Here is a 13,721-nt window from a genome sequence, read left to right as displayed (position 1 = left end):
ATGTCGAAGTCTCTTCCGACACGTTTAAAAGTCAGAAAGATAAAAAACAATTAAATTAAAAAAATAACAAGAATAAAGTTAACCTTATCTCAAATAATAAACTGAGGCAAAAAGATTATTTTCTTTTTGCCTTCTCTTTCAAATGAAAACGATCGTCGTCTAAAATCAGCAGTACCCCCGACAAACTCAGGGATTTTGTGTATAATTGCGGCCTTTTTCGGCAATCTGCCGTTTTTTGGCGCTTTTGCCCCGCTGACTTTTGAGGAAAACCACATGTCATTACCACACTGTCCAAAATGCAACTCCGAATACACTTACGAAGATAACGGCATGTACATCTGCCCGGAATGCGCCTACGAATGGAACGACGCAGAACCTGCACAGGAAAGTGACGAGCTGATCGTTAAAGATGCTAACGGCAATCTGCTGGCTGACGGCGACAGCGTTACCATCATTAAAGATCTGAAGGTAAAAGGTAGCTCTTCGATGCTGAAGATCGGCACCAAAGTGAAAAACATCCGCCTGGTTGAAGGCGACCATAACATCGACTGCAAAATCGACGGTTTTGGTCCGATGAAACTGAAATCTGAGTTTGTGAAAAAGAACTGATTGTATTGCTCAATCTAATGTTGGCACATGATCGGTAGGCCGGATAAGGCGCTCGCGCCGCATCCGGCAACGGTGCCAGATGCCTGATGCGACGCTCACGCGTCTTATCAGGCAGCCTCTCATCTGTACAAATTTCGAACTACACTTAACTGGCTTCTCTTAACTGAGGTCACAATCATGCCGTTAAGTCCCTACCTCTCTTTTGCCGGTAACTGTGCCGACGCAATTGCTTATTATCAACGCACATTGGGCGCGGAACTGCTCTATAAAATCAGCTTCGGGGAAATGCCGAAATCAGCGCAGGAAAGCGCCGAAGGCTGCCCTTCCGGGATGCAATTTCCCGATACCGCCATCGCCCATGCTAACGTGCGCATTGCTGGTAGCGATATCATGATGAGCGATGCCATGCCATCAGGAAAAGCCAGCTACTCCGGCTTTACGCTGGTGCTCGATTCGCAACAGGTCGAACAAGGAAAACAGTGGTTTGATAATCTTGCCGCCAACGGAAAAATCGAAATGGACTGGCAGGAAACCTTCTGGGCGCATGGCTTCGGTAAAGTCACCGATAAATATGGCGTGCCGTGGATGATTAATGTCGTCAAACAACAATGACGGCAGTCTGCGACAGTCGGTCGACACGCTGCTGACGCTGATCCATCAGAAGGAGAAACACCATGCTTGCTTGTGAGCTTCGCCCGGCCACGCAGTACGATACCGACGCGGTTTACGCGCTGATTTGTGAGCTAAAACAGGCGGAGTTTGACCATCACGCGTTTCGCGTGGGCTTTAACGCCAACCTGCGCGACCCGAATATGCGCTACCATCTGGCGCTGCTGGATGGCGAAGTTATCGGCATGATCGGCCTGCATTTGCAGTTTCATCTGCATCATGTCAACTGGATCGGCGAAATTCAGGAACTGGTGGTGATGCCGCAGGCGCGCGGTTTGAACGTGGGCAGCAAGTTGCTGGCATGGGCAGAAGAAGAAGCCCGCCAGGCCGGGGCCGAAATGACCGAACTTTCCACCAACGTCAAGCGCCACGACGCGCACCGTTTCTATCTGCGCGAAGGCTACGAGCAGAGCCACTTCCGCTTCACGAAGGCGCTGTAAGAAAAGCCTCCCGGCGGCGCACAGTCGGGGATGGCGTGATGGGGTGGGTCATCTGCGCGCTGGCCCCTCACCTCGCCCCTCTGGGGAGAGGGTGAGGGGCGATGCCTGCTCCATACCCTACATCATCGCTCATACTCATCTTCCATTCTCCGCTCTTCATCCTCCAGTTGCCGACGCTCCTGATCAAGCTGGCGCTGGCGATCGTCCAGCTGCCTGCGGCGATCTTCAAACTGGCGGTGGCGGTCGTCATATTGTCTACGCCGATCGTCGCTCACTTGACGCTGCCAGCCGTCGTCGCGCGAATCTTCATAGTCTCGCCCACGGTCAGGGTTATAAGCGTCGTTAATCGCCTGCTGAATATTGCCAATGGTGTCGTCGATAATATCGGCCTGGGCCGGAACGGTGGTCAGCGTGAGCAGGGTAAAAAGAAAGAGCGTGGAGTGGCGTTTCATAAACTCGGCCTCGCAACAAAGTTAATACAAGGTAGGCAAAGGTGCCTGCTGCGAGTAGCGGAGGATTCTCAATTCTCTTGCCCCAGCGCCTGCGCCAGCTGCGCGCGGGTAAAGGGTTTGCGCAGCAGCGCCACGTCTGGCAGCGCGGGGTTATGGCTGGGGCGTAAATCCTGGCCGCTGATGAGTAGCAGCGTCAGGTGCGGGTAAAGTTTGCGGGCCGCATTGACCACTTCTGCGCCGCTCATGCCGCCGGGGAGCATTAAGTCACTGATAAAGATATCGATTTCTGCTGATGCCGCCAGCAGCCCCAGCGCCTGTTCGCCGCTGCTCGCTTCCAGCGTCAAATAGCCCAGCAGGTGCAATTGTTCGCTGATGGTCTGGCGCACCGCGGCTTCATCTTCCAGCACTAACACCAGTTTATCGCCGCTGACGGCTGTCTGCTCTACCACCGCTGGCAATACGTTTTTCGCCGCCACCAGCGCGCGGGGAAGCTGTAATCTGACCGTTGTTCCCTGCCCCGGCGCACTTTCAATTTCCACGCGCCCGCCGGACTGGCGCACGAAACCATAGACCATCGACAAGCCTAGTCCGCTGCCACTGCCCGTCTGTTTGGTGGTAAAGAACGGCTCGAACACCTGGCTTTTCACCTCCTGCGACATGCCGCTGCCATGATCGATGACCTCCAGCGCCACCATATCCTGTCGCTGCCCACTGCTGCGAGTAACGCGCTGATTCCAGGTGCGAATTTTTATGATTCCCGTCTGCCCTTCCATCGCATCGCGGGCGTTCACTACCAGATTGATGATGGCGTTTTCCAGCTGGCTGACGTCAATCCACGCGGGCCACGCCGGAGACTGCGCTTCAATCTCCAGCGCCAGCGTTGCCGGTAAGGAGTGGCGCATTAATTCGCTTAACTCTTCCAGCAGAGTTTTCAGTTCAACGGCTTGCGGATGTAAGGACTGCTTGCGGGAAAACGCCAGTAGCCGCTGGGTCAGTAGCGCCCCACGTTCGGCGGCTTGCAGCGCCCGCTGTATTCGCGGCGCGTCGGGCGAATCCGTGTTCACCAGCTCCAGGCTGCCAACGATCACCGCCAGCAGATTATTAAAATCATGTGCCAGCCCGCCTGTCAGTTGCCCGACCGCTTTCAGCTTCTGGCTGTGCAATAGCGCCTCTTCCAGCCCCTGCCGCTCGGTTTGGGCAATCTCCATCTGCGTGGTTTTCTCTTTCAACAGCCGGGACGTTCGTTCGAGTGATGCGGTATTGCGGGCAAAAACGTTAAAGGCGCGCGCCAGTTCACCTAACTCATCGCGCCGCTGTAACGCCGGAAAAGTGACGTCCGCTTCGCCGTGCGCCAGGCGGCTCATGGCGCGGGAAATCGCCGTCAGGTTAGAGCCGAGATTGCGATAGATATACCAACCTGCAAACGCGGTGATCACCACCGCTAACAGGGCGAAAATCATGATCAGCCTCTCGCCGGAGCGCAAATCCTGGTAACTTTGCGCCACCCGCTGACCGGAGAGCGTCGCTACCTGTTCGGCATAATGGTTAATGTCACTATTGAGTATCGCCACCAGCGCTTTGATGTGGAACATATACCAGCTAATCGCCAGATCGCTTTGCTCCAGAGCTGCCGAAAGTGGCGCGAGTTTGCGCAGTTCACGATTAAAATCAGTGAGTAACGTATTAACCAACGGCGTATCGCTGTGGGTCGGTAATGCAGACATCACCCCGACCAGTTGATGAATAATCGCCTGCGGCGCGGGCGTGGCAATAGCGGCGACAATCAGCCGGTTCATCTCGTTAAGCAAAATATCATCTTGCGCGTGAGTGACTTTTTGTAGATGCCGCAGATAACTTAAGTTTTGATATAGCGAACTTAACAGCGCGTTACGCTCCAGATGCCGCCTTTGCCCCCGCTCCAGCATTCCGCCGACGCTGGTTTGCAGTTCATTGCTGCGCTGGATGATTCGCGTCACCAGCCCGGCGTCCTGCTGCGCTAAAGGCGCGTTCGCCAGTTGTGCAAGCGAGCTTTTTAATGCCCGCTGTGTCTCCTGCAATCGCTCGGCTTCACCTTTATATTCCAGCGCCCCCACCACCTGCGACAATCGCACCGCCGCCGTCGCCACGTTTGCCGTGTCGCGCGCCAGATTCAGGCTGCCGGTCATATCATCCACCGTTTGCTGCTGCACCTGCTCCTGCATCTGGCTGGCATGGCGAAAGCCCATTACCGCCACGCCGCTGACCATCAGCGTCACCGCCACCACCAGCAAATTTAAAAGCAGCAATCGCCCGCGCGCGCTGGCAAAAAAGTGACGTCCGGGGTGCGCCATATCACGCTCCGTAAAGAAAAATCGCAATATGACAAATATGAACGGCTTCTGACATTTTGCATTTACTTTCCTGTGATGGAGTGCTGATATCGACAACCTCGCAGGAGTCCGCCATGAACAGCACGCCGGTTCTGGAGATGCGCAATATTGCCAAAGCCTTCGGCAAATTTTACGCGCTCAAGGGGGTGGATTTGACTGTCTACCCTGGCGAGATCCATGCCCTGATGGGGGAAAACGGCGCAGGAAAAAGCACGCTGATGAAGGTGCTGGCGGGGGCGTATACCGCCACCAGCGGCGAGATCCTGATTGACGGCAAGCCCTTTCACATTCGCACACCGAAAGATGCCTTAAGCGCCGGTATTACGCTGATTTATCAGGAGATGCAGCTGGCACCGAATCTGACGGTGGCAGAAAATATTTTCCTCGGCAGCGAGCTTTCCCACGGCGGGCTGGTGCAGCGTAAAGAGATGCTGGTGCAGGCGCAAAAAGTGATCGACCGCCTCGGCGCGCAGTTTAACGCCAGCGATAAAGTCATGACGCTGACCATTGCCGAGCAACAACAGGTCGAAATCGCCCGCGCGCTGCATCGCAACAGCCGCATTCTGGTGATGGACGAACCCACCGCCGCCCTCTCCTCGCGTGAAACTCACCGCCTGTTTGAACTGATTATGCGGCTGCGCAATGAAGGGATGGCGATTATCTATATCAGCCACCGCATGGCGGAAGTGTATGAGCTGTCCGATCGCGTCAGCGTGCTGCGCGACGGGCAATACGTTGGCAGCCTGACCCGCGACAATCTCAACGCCGCTGAACTGGTGCGGATGATGGTCGGTAGGCCACTGAGCGATCTGTTCAATAAAGAGCGCGATATCCCGCTCGGCAAAGCCCGCCTGAATGTTCACCACCTGACCGACGGTGGCAAAGTCCAGCCGAGCAGCCTGCTGGTGCGTTCCGGCGAAATTGTTGGCCTCGCCGGGCTGGTAGGAGCCGGACGTTCCGAACTGGCGCAGTTGATCTTCGGCGTGCATAAAGCGACGGGCGGAATGATTGAAATCGATGGTGAACCGGTGGTGATCCACTCCCCGCGCGAAGCCATCGATCTTGGCATTGGTTTTCTCACCGAAAATCGCAAAGAACAAGGCTTATTCCTTGAAATGGCGGCAGCCGAAAACATCACCATGGCAACCCTGGAGCGCGATGCCAGCTGGGGAATGCTCAACCGCAAAAAAGCACAAACCATCTCCGATGACGCTATCAAGTTGCTCAACATCCGCGTGCCTCATGCCCAGGTGCGAGCGGGCGGGCTTTCGGGCGGCAATCAGCAAAAACTGTTGATCTCCCGCTGGGTGGCAATTGGCCCACGCATTTTACTGCTCGACGAACCCACCCGCGGCGTGGACGTCGGCGCAAAAAGCGAGATCTACCGGATCATGAACGAGATGGCGCGCAAGGGCGTGGCGATCCTGATGATCTCCAGCGAACTGCCGGAGATAGTCGGCATGAGCGATCGCGTCTATGTGATGCGCGAAGGCAGCATTGCCGGTGAGTTAAACGGCAAAAACATCACCCAGGAAAACATTATGACCTTAGCGACTGGCGTCAACGACGCCCATTCCCAGGCGGTGCCCTCATGACGACCTCTGCAAAGACCTCTGCCAAAAAAATGCTGATGAGCGATCTGATGCAAACGGTCGGCATTTTGCCCATTTTAATTCTGATCGTGGCGGTATTTGGCTTTATCGCACCGAACTTTTTTACCGAAAGCAACCTGCTGAATATTACCCGCCAGGCGTCGATCAACATTGTGCTGGCGGCGGGGATGACCTTCATCATTTTGACCGGCGGGATCGACCTTTCCGTAGGGTCGATTCTCGGCACCACGGCGGTGGCGGCGATGGTCGTCTCCCTTAGCCCGGAGTTCGCCATGCTGTCGATTCCAGCGGCGCTGATGCTCGGCCTGCTGCTGGGGTTGTTCAACGGCGCGCTGGTGGCCTTTGCCGGATTGCCACCGTTTATCGTCACGCTCGGCACCTATACGGCGCTACGCGGGGCGGCGTATCTGCTGGCGGACGGCACCACGGTCATCAACTCCAACATTAATTTCGAGTGGATAGGTAATAACTATCTCGGGCCGATCCCGTGGCTGGTGGTGATTGCCCTCGCAGTGATTGTGCTGTGCTGGTTTATTCTGCGCCGCACCACGCTTGGCGTTCATATCTACGCCGTCGGCGGCAATATGCAGGCGGCGCGTCTTACCGGCATTAAGGTCTGGCTCGTGCTGCTGTTTGTTTATGGCATGAGCGGCCTGCTTTCAGGGCTTGGCGGGATTATGAGCGCCTCGCGGCTGTACAGCGCCAACGGCAACTTAGGCATGGGGTACGAACTGGATGCCATTGCGGCGGTGATCCTCGGCGGCACCAGTTTCGTTGGCGGCATCGGCACCATCACCGGCACGCTGGTTGGGGCGCTGATTATCGCCACGCTAAACAACGGCATGACCCTAATGGGCGTCTCTTACTTCTGGCAACTGGTGATCAAAGGGGCGGTGATCATCATTGCGGTGCTGATCGATAAATACCGTACCCGACATCATCAAAGCGCATAACAACAATACCCTACACATGAGGAATACAGCATGAGATTGAAGCCCTTAGTGACCGCGCTCTGTGCAGGCGCGCTGCTGGCCGCAGCACCGTTCGCCCAGGCAAAAGAATTGAAATCGATAGGCGTGACGGTAGGCGATCTGGCAAACCCATTCTTCGTGCAGATCACCAAAGGTGCGGAGCTGGAAGCGCACAAACTGGCGGGCGATAACGTCAAAGTGACGCTGGTGTCCAGCGGCTACGATCTGGGCCAGCAGGTGTCGCAAATAGACAACTTTATCGCCGCTAACGTCGATATGATCATCCTCAACGCTGCCGATTCAAAAGGGATCGGCCCGGCGGTGAAACGGGCGAAAGATGCCGGGATCGTGGTCGTCGCAGTTGACGTAGCGGCAGAAGGCGCCGATGCGACCATCACCTCCGATAACACCCAGGCGGGCGAAATGGCCTGTAAATACATCACCGATCGCCTGAAAGGCAAAGGCAACGTGGTGATCATCAACGGGCCTCCGGTGTCCGCCGTGCAAAACCGCGTTGAAGGCTGCCAGACTGAATTTAAACGCCATCCTGACATCAAGGTGCTCTCTGACAACCAGAACGCCAAAGGCAGCCGTGAAGGCGGGCTGGAGGTGATGACCGGGCTGCTGGCGGCAAATCCGAAGATTGACGGCGTATTTGCGATTAACGATCCCACCGCGATCGGTGCCGATCTGGCAGCAAAACAGGCTCAACGTAACGAGTTCTTTATTGTCGGCGTTGACGGAAGCCCAGACGCCGAAGAGGCGCTGAAACGTGAGAACTCGTTGTTTGTCGCCACCCCTGCGCAAGATCCCCAGGTGATGGCAGCGAAAGCGGTTGAGATCGGTTATGACATTTTGCAGGGCAAACCCGCGCCGAAAGAGCCGGTGCTGATCCCGGTGACGATGATCGACAAAAACAACGTCGGCAATTACAAAGGCTGGACGGTGAAATAAGTCCACACACCGGGCGGCGCAGCTGCCCGGCCACCGCTAAGGAGAACGCTTTCGATGAAACGCTCCGCTATAAACGACATTCTCGGCCATACACGGCAATTCTTTTCGCAACATGACGTGCATCTTCCGCCCTTTGCCAGTTTCACACCTGCCCAATGGCAACAACTCGACACCACCGCGTGGGAGGAAGTTTTTGATCTCAAACTCGGCTGGGATGTTACCGCTTTTGGTAGCAACGACTTTGCTGCACAGGGGCTGACGCTGTTTACCCTGCGTAACGGTTCGCCAAAAGGAATGCCGTATGCGAAATGTTACGCCGAGAAGATCATGCATGTGCGCGATGCGCAGGTAACGCCAATGCATTTTCACTGGCGTAAGCGTGAGGACATTATCAATCGCGGCGGCGGCAATTTGATTGTTGAACTATGGAATGCCGATAGCAACGAGCAAACGGTTGATAGCGACGTTACGGTGGTGATCGACGGCTGCCGCCAGAAACATACCGCAGGCAGTCAGTTGCGCCTGTCTCCCGGCGAAAGTATCTGCCTGCCGCCAGGCCTTTATCACAGCTTTTGGGCAGAAGCCGGTTTTGGCGATGTGCTGGTTGGCGAAGTCTCTTCTGTTAATGACGACGACCACGATAACCACTTTTTACAGCCGCTGGACCGCTACAACCTGATTGACGAAGACGAACCGGCCCAGTTGGTGTTGTGTAACGAATACCGCCAGTTCCGCTGAATAAGGAGAACGTTATGCCGTTGATTTCTCTCGCTGAAGGGCTGGCTCATGCCCGCGAACATCACTATGCGTTAGGTGCGTTTAATGTGCTGGACTCACACTTTTTACGCGCACTATTCGCTGCGGCCAGACAAGAACGTTCGCCGTTTATTATCAACATTGCCGAAGTACATTTTAAATATATCTCGCTGGATTCCCTGGTCGAAGCCGTGAAATTTGAAGCGGCGCGCCATGCCATTCCGGTGGTGTTAAATCTCGATCACGGGCTGCATTTTGAATCGGTGGTGCAAGCGTTGCGGCTGGGATTCAGCTCGGTAATGTTTGACGGCTCCACGCTGGAGTATGAAGAAAATGTCCGCCAGACGCGGGAAGTGGTGAAAATGTGCCATGCCGTTGGCGTATCGGTAGAAGCTGAACTGGGCGCGGTAGGTGGCGACGAAGGCGGTGCGCTTTACGGTCATGCCGATGAATCTCTGTTTACCGATCCGCAACTGGCGCGAGATTTTGTCGACCGTACCGGCATTGACGCGCTGGCCGTGGCGATTGGCAATGCACACGGCAAATATCGCGGCGAACCGAAACTCGATTTCCCGCGCCTCGACGCTATCCGCCAGCAGGCGGCTATCCCGCTAGTGTTACACGGCGGCTCAGGGATTAGCGATGCCGATTTCCACCGCGCCATAGAAATAGGTATCCACAAAATCAATTTCTACACGGGTATGTCGCAAGCGGCGCTGGCAGCCGTTGAGACCCGAATGGCGCGCCGTCAGCCGATGTATGACGAGTTCGCCGAGTTACTGCTGGCAGTGGAAGCCGCCATCAGCGATACGGTTGCACAACAGATGCGTATTTTCGGCAGTGCGGGGCAAGCATGATGGAACGTAAAGGGATTATCGCCGCAGGCAATATGCTGGTTGACCACGTCCATCAGATTATCCAGTGGCCAGAGCGCGGCTGGCTGGCGGAGATCACCCACAGCGAACGCTCAACCGGAGGCGCGCCGCTTAACGTCCTGCTGACGCTGGCGAAAATGCGCTCCGGGTTGCCGTTACAGGCGGTCGGGCTAATCGGTCAGGACAGCGACGGCGATTACATCATGGCGATGCTTGAGCAATATCACGTCAATCGCCAGCATGTGCAGCGCACCACCTTTGCCCCGACGTCGATGTCGCAGGTGATGACCGACCCAGGCGGGCAGCGCACCTTTTTCCATTCGCCGGGCGCTAACCGACTGCTTGATCTTCCGGCATTCGATCAGCTTGATAACAGCATGAAGATTTTCCATCTCGGCTATTTACTGTTGCTCGACAGCCTGGATATGCCGGACGATGTTTACGGTACTCGTAGCGCACGTCTGCTGGCGCAAATGCGTGATACTGGCTTTGAAACCTCGCTCGACCTTGTCTCCCGCAAGGGCGATCCGCGTTATCAGCCGATGGTGCTGCCCACGTTGCGCCATCTGGATTATCTGGTAATTAACGAACTGGAGGCCGGGGAGTTTAGTGGGCTGGAAATTCGCTTACCCAACGGCGAACCGCATATCGTGCATATTGCTGCCGCCGCGCGTGAACTGTTAGATGCGGGCGTACGCCAGAGAGTGGTGATCCACTGTCCGGAAGGTGCCTGGGGAGAGACACCGGAACATGGCGGCGTGTGGATCCCTTCGCAAAAGTTAGAACAACGAGAAATTATCGGCAGTGTCGGCGCGTGCGATGCATTTTGTGCCGGATTTTTATATGGCTGCCATGAACGCTGGACGCTTACCGAGAGCATAAAACTGGCACACGCCTGCGCGCGGGCAAGTCTGTTATGCGCCAATGCCATCGACGGGGCAAAAACGCTGGAAGAACTGCAAACAGAAATGTCGGATTAGTGCACGTCGGCAGCGAAGACATACCCCAGACCGCGCAGAGTTTTAATCAACATCGGCTGATGCGGGTTTAGTTCGATTTTGCGTCGTAAGCGCATGATTAATACGTCGATAGTGCGATCAAACACCTCCACGCTATCGCTGTGGGTGAACTCCAGCAACTGCTCGCGGCTTAACACCCGACGAGCGTTTTGCGCCAGGGCCAGTAACAAGCCATATTCGCCCTGGGTCAGCTCGACATGTTGCTGTAGCGGATTGTGCAACTGGCAGCGCGTGGTATCGAGATACCAGCCATTGAATGACAGCCCGGCGTTTTTCTCCTCATTGACCACCAGCGCGCCAACGCGCCGTAGCACCGCTTTTAGTCGCGCGACCACTACCCGTGGGGTAAACGGCTTGCAGATGTAATCATCTGCGCCCATTTCCAGCCCGACCACCACATCAGACTCGCTGCCCAGGCCGGTCAGCATCACCACCGGCAGTGCAGGACGCATTTTCTGTAATTGTTGCAATACCCTCAGGCCGTTGGTATCGGGTAGCATCATATCCAGCACCACCAGCGCGATATCAGGATCGCCCTCAACACGTGATATTGCCTCCTGCCCGGTATGGCAGACTGAAACCGTAAAGACATGTTCACTTAACACGTCCTGCAACAGTGCGCAGATAGCCGTGTCATCATCCACCACCAGCACAACAGGTTTCATGGTTATACTCCGAATTATTCACCTGATTAATCATTGTGCGGACTTCTTGCCGAAGTGAAAGAGAAAAGCAATATATATAATAAAAACATAAGTCAGGTCACATTATTGATGGCAATAATAAATATGCCGTCATTTTCCCTCTTCAGCACAAATGCCTAATAAAATGGCTCGTTCCGCTCACACTTCCACTTATTAAAGTCGCAAATTCCCAATTATGATAACGCCAGCTTTAAATGACGTATTTTGCATGGATTATATATTTACGACATAAATGATAAATGGAGATTTATATGAATAACTCTCGGTTATTCCGTTTGAGCAGGATTGTTATTGCGTTAACCACCGTCAGCGGCATGATGATAAATACCGCTTACGCAACAGATGAAGCGAAAGTCGCTACTCAATATACCCAGCAGGTTAATCAGAATTACGCCAAATCATTACCGTTTAGCGATCGGCAGGATTTTGACGATGCCCAGCGAGGATTTATCGCCCCGCTGCTGGATGAAGGTATTCTGCGTGATGCTAACGGTAAAGTTTACTACCGCGCGGACGATTACAAATTTGATATTAATGCCGCAGCGCCGGAAACCGTAAACCCCAGCCTGTGGCGTCAGTCGCAGATCAACGGTATTTCTGGCCTGTTCAAAGTCACCGATAAAATGTATCAGGTGCGCGGCCAGGATATCTCTAACATTACGTTCGTTGAGGGTGAGAAAGGCATTATTGTTATCGACCCGCTGGTAACGCCGCCTGCCGCAAAAGCCGCACTTGACCTTTACTTCCAGCATCGTCCGCAAAAACCGATTGTTGCCGTTATCTACACTCACAGCCACACTGACCACTATGGCGGCGTGAAAGGCATTATCTCTGAAGCTGATGTTAAATCCGGCAAAGTTCAGGTAATCGCTCCGGCTGGCTTTATGGACGAAGCCATCAGCGAAAACGTGCTGGCGGGTAACATCATGAGCCGCCGTGCGCTCTACTCTTACGGTCTGTTACTGCCGCACAACGCGCAAGGTAACGTGGGTAATGGCCTTGGCGTGACGCTGGCAACGGGCGACCCGAGCATTATTGCACCGACTAAAACTATCGTCAGAACTGGCGAGAAGATGATTATCGACGGCCTGGAGTTTGACTTCCTGATGACCCCAGGCAGCGAAGCGCCAGCCGAAATGCACTTCTATATTCCGGCCCTGAAAGCCCTGTGTACCGCCGAGAACGCCACGCATACCCTGCACAACTTCTACACTCTGCGCGGCGCGAAAACCCGCGACACCAGCAAGTGGACCGAGTATCTGAACGAAACGCTGGATATGTGGGGTAACGACGCAGAAGTACTGTTTATGCCGCACACCTGGCCGGTGTGGGGCAATAAGCATATCAATGATTATATTGGTAAATATCGCGATACTATCAAGTACATTCACGACCAGACCCTGCACCTGGCGAACCAGGGCTACACCATGAATGAAATCGGCGACATGATTAAGCTGCCGCCTGCGCTTGCCAATAACTGGGCCAGCCGCGGCTATTACGGTTCTGTCAGCCACAACGCCCGCGCGGTGTATAACTTCTATCTTGGCTATTACGACGGTAACCCGGCTAACCTGCATCCGTATGGTCAGGTGGAGATGGGTAAACGTTATGTGCAGGCGCTGGGCGGTTCTGCCCGTGTCATCAACCTGGCGAAAGAAGCGAACAAGCAAGGTGATTATCGCTGGTCCGCAGAGTTGCTGAAACAGGTGATTGCCGCCAACCCGGGTGACCAGGTCGCGAAGAATCTGCAAGCGAATAACTTTGAACAGCTGGGCTATCAGGCCGAGTCCGCCACCTGGCGCGGTTTCTACCTGACTGGCGCGAAAGAGCTGCGCGAAGGGGTACATAAGTTCAGTCACGGTACCACCGGTTCCCCGGATACCATTCGCGGGATGTCGGTCGAAATGCTGTTCGACTTTATGGCCGTTCGACTCGATAGCGAAAAAGCTGCCGGGAAGAACATCAGCCTGAACTTCAATATGAGTAACGGCGATAACCTCAACCTGACCCTGAACGATAGCGTGCTTAACTACCGTAAAACGCTGCAACCACAAGCCAACGCCTCTTTCTACATCAGCCGTGAAGATCTGCACGCCGTGCTGACCGGACAAGCCAAAATGGCGGATCTGGTAAAAGCGAAGAAAGCCAAAATTATTGGCAATGGCGCGAAACTGGAAGAAATTATTGCTTGTCTGGATAATTTCGATTTGTGGGTGAATATTGTAACCCCAAATTAATGCCACTCGCTTTTGGGGGCGCTGAAGCCCCCAAAAGCATTTATTTTAAAAAT

13 protein-coding genes and 1 pseudogene are annotated in these 13,721 nt (G+C 54.6%); 11 read left to right on the top strand and 3 right to left on the bottom strand.

Features of this window, described 5'->3' with window-relative positions:
- The first annotated feature begins 273 nt into the window (after positions 1 to 273).
- The 4 genes and pseudogenes from FEM44_RS12365 to phnO all read left to right on the top strand — a co-directional run bounded on the left by FEM44_RS12365 (position 274) and on the right by phnO (position 1,718).
- A complete protein-coding gene (locus tag FEM44_RS12365) occupies positions 274 to 609 on the top strand; it encodes a zinc ribbon domain-containing protein YjdM (protein ID WP_001300891.1) in 336 nt (111 codons plus the stop codon).
- A 177-nt stretch (positions 610 to 786) separates the two neighbouring features.
- A complete protein-coding gene (gene yjdN, locus FEM44_RS12360; protein WP_135523556.1) occupies positions 787 to 1,221 on the top strand; it encodes a VOC family metalloprotein YjdN in 435 nt (144 codons plus the stop codon).
- Positions 1,214 to 1,297: pseudogene (locus FEM44_RS12355) on the top strand (ribose 1,5-bisphosphokinase); the annotation flags it as partial. The gene yjdN and the pseudogene FEM44_RS12355, both read left to right, overlap by 8 nt.
- Entirely contained in the window at positions 1,284 to 1,718 is a 435-nt protein-coding gene (gene phnO, locus FEM44_RS12350; RefSeq protein ID WP_135523555.1) for an aminoalkylphosphonate N-acetyltransferase, read from the top strand. The pseudogene FEM44_RS12355 and the gene phnO, both read left to right, overlap by 14 nt.
- A 122-nt stretch (positions 1,719 to 1,840) precedes the next feature.
- Here phnO and yjdP read toward each other — a convergent pair whose 3' ends face one another.
- Both yjdP and FEM44_RS12340 read right to left on the bottom strand, forming a co-directional pair.
- Positions 1,841 to 2,170: a DDRRRQL repeat protein YjdP gene (gene yjdP, locus FEM44_RS12345; RefSeq protein ID WP_135523554.1), complete on the bottom strand. Its 330-nt coding sequence runs from the start codon at positions 2,168 to 2,170 to the stop codon at positions 1,841 to 1,843.
- 68 nt (positions 2,171 to 2,238) lie between these two features.
- On the bottom strand, positions 2,239 to 4,500 hold the full coding sequence (locus tag FEM44_RS12340; RefSeq protein WP_135523553.1) for a hybrid sensor histidine kinase/response regulator: 2,262 nt from the start codon (positions 4,498 to 4,500) through the stop codon (positions 2,239 to 2,241).
- A gap of 113 nt (positions 4,501 to 4,613) precedes the next feature.
- Here FEM44_RS12340 and FEM44_RS12330 point away from each other — a divergent pair, with 113 nt between their 5' ends.
- Genes FEM44_RS12330 through FEM44_RS12305 form a run of 6 tightly spaced genes read left to right on the top strand, consistent with a single transcriptional unit; the run spans position 4,614 to position 10,688 of the window.
- Positions 4,614 to 6,134 carry a sugar ABC transporter ATP-binding protein gene (locus tag FEM44_RS12330; RefSeq protein ID WP_138159006.1) on the top strand — a complete coding sequence of 507 codons (1,521 nt, stop codon included), beginning with the start codon at positions 4,614 to 4,616 and terminating at the stop codon, positions 6,132 to 6,134.
- Positions 6,131 to 7,105, top strand: a complete 975-nt coding sequence (locus FEM44_RS12325; protein ID WP_000213465.1) for an ABC transporter permease subunit — start codon at positions 6,131 to 6,133, stop codon at positions 7,103 to 7,105. Before FEM44_RS12330 ends, FEM44_RS12325 begins: the two co-directional genes overlap by 4 nt.
- Positions 7,106 to 7,135: 30 nt before the next feature.
- Positions 7,136 to 8,077 carry an ABC transporter substrate-binding protein gene (locus FEM44_RS12320; protein ID WP_135523552.1) on the top strand — a complete coding sequence of 314 codons (942 nt, stop codon included), beginning with the start codon at positions 7,136 to 7,138 and terminating at the stop codon, positions 8,075 to 8,077.
- A gap of 54 nt (positions 8,078 to 8,131) precedes the next feature.
- Entirely contained in the window at positions 8,132 to 8,815 is a 684-nt protein-coding gene (locus FEM44_RS12315) for a D-lyxose/D-mannose isomerase (RefSeq protein ID WP_135523551.1), read from the top strand.
- Positions 8,816 to 8,829: 14 nt separating this feature from the next.
- Complete coding sequence (locus FEM44_RS12310; protein WP_135523550.1) at positions 8,830 to 9,690, top strand: ketose 1,6-bisphosphate aldolase; 861 nt, start codon at positions 8,830 to 8,832, stop codon at positions 9,688 to 9,690.
- Positions 9,687 to 10,688 carry a carbohydrate kinase family protein gene (locus FEM44_RS12305; RefSeq protein ID WP_135523549.1) on the top strand — a complete coding sequence of 334 codons (1,002 nt, stop codon included), beginning with the start codon at positions 9,687 to 9,689 and terminating at the stop codon, positions 10,686 to 10,688. The genes FEM44_RS12310 and FEM44_RS12305 overlap by 4 nt, the downstream gene beginning before the upstream one ends.
- On the opposite strand, the gene FEM44_RS12300 is transcribed toward FEM44_RS12305, so the two are convergent.
- Positions 10,685 to 11,392 carry a response regulator transcription factor gene (locus FEM44_RS12300; protein ID WP_130205859.1) on the bottom strand — a complete coding sequence of 236 codons (708 nt, stop codon included), beginning with the start codon at positions 11,390 to 11,392 and terminating at the stop codon, positions 10,685 to 10,687. The two genes, FEM44_RS12305 and FEM44_RS12300, sit on opposite strands and share 4 nt — an antisense overlap.
- Positions 11,393 to 11,682: 290 nt before the next feature.
- Here FEM44_RS12300 and yjcS point away from each other — a divergent pair, with 290 nt between their 5' ends.
- Positions 11,683 to 13,668: an alkyl sulfatase YjcS gene (gene yjcS / locus FEM44_RS12295; protein ID WP_135523548.1), complete on the top strand. Its 1,986-nt coding sequence runs from the start codon at positions 11,683 to 11,685 to the stop codon at positions 13,666 to 13,668.
- The last annotated feature ends 53 nt before the right edge of the window (positions 13,669 to 13,721 follow it).

The sequence above is a fragment of the Escherichia sp. E4742 genome (assembly GCF_005843885.1).
Lineage (GTDB): Bacteria > Pseudomonadota > Gammaproteobacteria > Enterobacterales > Enterobacteriaceae > Escherichia.
Note: the sequence above shows the minus strand (reverse complement) of the source record. Positions and strands in the feature narration are given on the sequence as shown.

Bases quoted from the DNA above. Each gene is read 5' to 3' on its own strand.
- FEM44_RS12365 (WP_001300891.1), top strand. From the start codon at position 274: ATGTCATTACCACACTGTCCAAAATGCAACTCCGAATACACTTACGAA.
- yjdN (WP_135523556.1), top strand. From the start codon at position 787: ATGCCGTTAAGTCCCTACCTCTCTTTTGCCGGTAACTGTGCCGACGCA.
- phnO (WP_135523555.1), top strand. From the start codon at position 1,284: ATGCTTGCTTGTGAGCTTCGCCCGGCCACGCAGTACGATACCGACGCG.
- yjdP (WP_135523554.1), bottom strand. From the start codon at position 2,170: ATGAAACGCCACTCCACGCTCTTTCTTTTTACCCTGCTCACGCTGACC.
- FEM44_RS12340 (WP_135523553.1), bottom strand. From the start codon at position 4,500: ATGGCGCACCCCGGACGTCACTTTTTTGCCAGCGCGCGCGGGCGATTG.
- FEM44_RS12330 (WP_138159006.1), top strand. From the start codon at position 4,614: ATGAACAGCACGCCGGTTCTGGAGATGCGCAATATTGCCAAAGCCTTC.
- FEM44_RS12325 (WP_000213465.1), top strand. From the start codon at position 6,131: ATGACGACCTCTGCAAAGACCTCTGCCAAAAAAATGCTGATGAGCGAT.
- FEM44_RS12320 (WP_135523552.1), top strand. From the start codon at position 7,136: ATGAGATTGAAGCCCTTAGTGACCGCGCTCTGTGCAGGCGCGCTGCTG.
- FEM44_RS12315 (WP_135523551.1), top strand. From the start codon at position 8,132: ATGAAACGCTCCGCTATAAACGACATTCTCGGCCATACACGGCAATTC.
- FEM44_RS12310 (WP_135523550.1), top strand. From the start codon at position 8,830: ATGCCGTTGATTTCTCTCGCTGAAGGGCTGGCTCATGCCCGCGAACAT.
- FEM44_RS12305 (WP_135523549.1), top strand. From the start codon at position 9,687: ATGATGGAACGTAAAGGGATTATCGCCGCAGGCAATATGCTGGTTGAC.
- FEM44_RS12300 (WP_130205859.1), bottom strand. From the start codon at position 11,392: ATGAAACCTGTTGTGCTGGTGGTGGATGATGACACGGCTATCTGCGCA.
- yjcS (WP_135523548.1), top strand. From the start codon at position 11,683: ATGAATAACTCTCGGTTATTCCGTTTGAGCAGGATTGTTATTGCGTTA.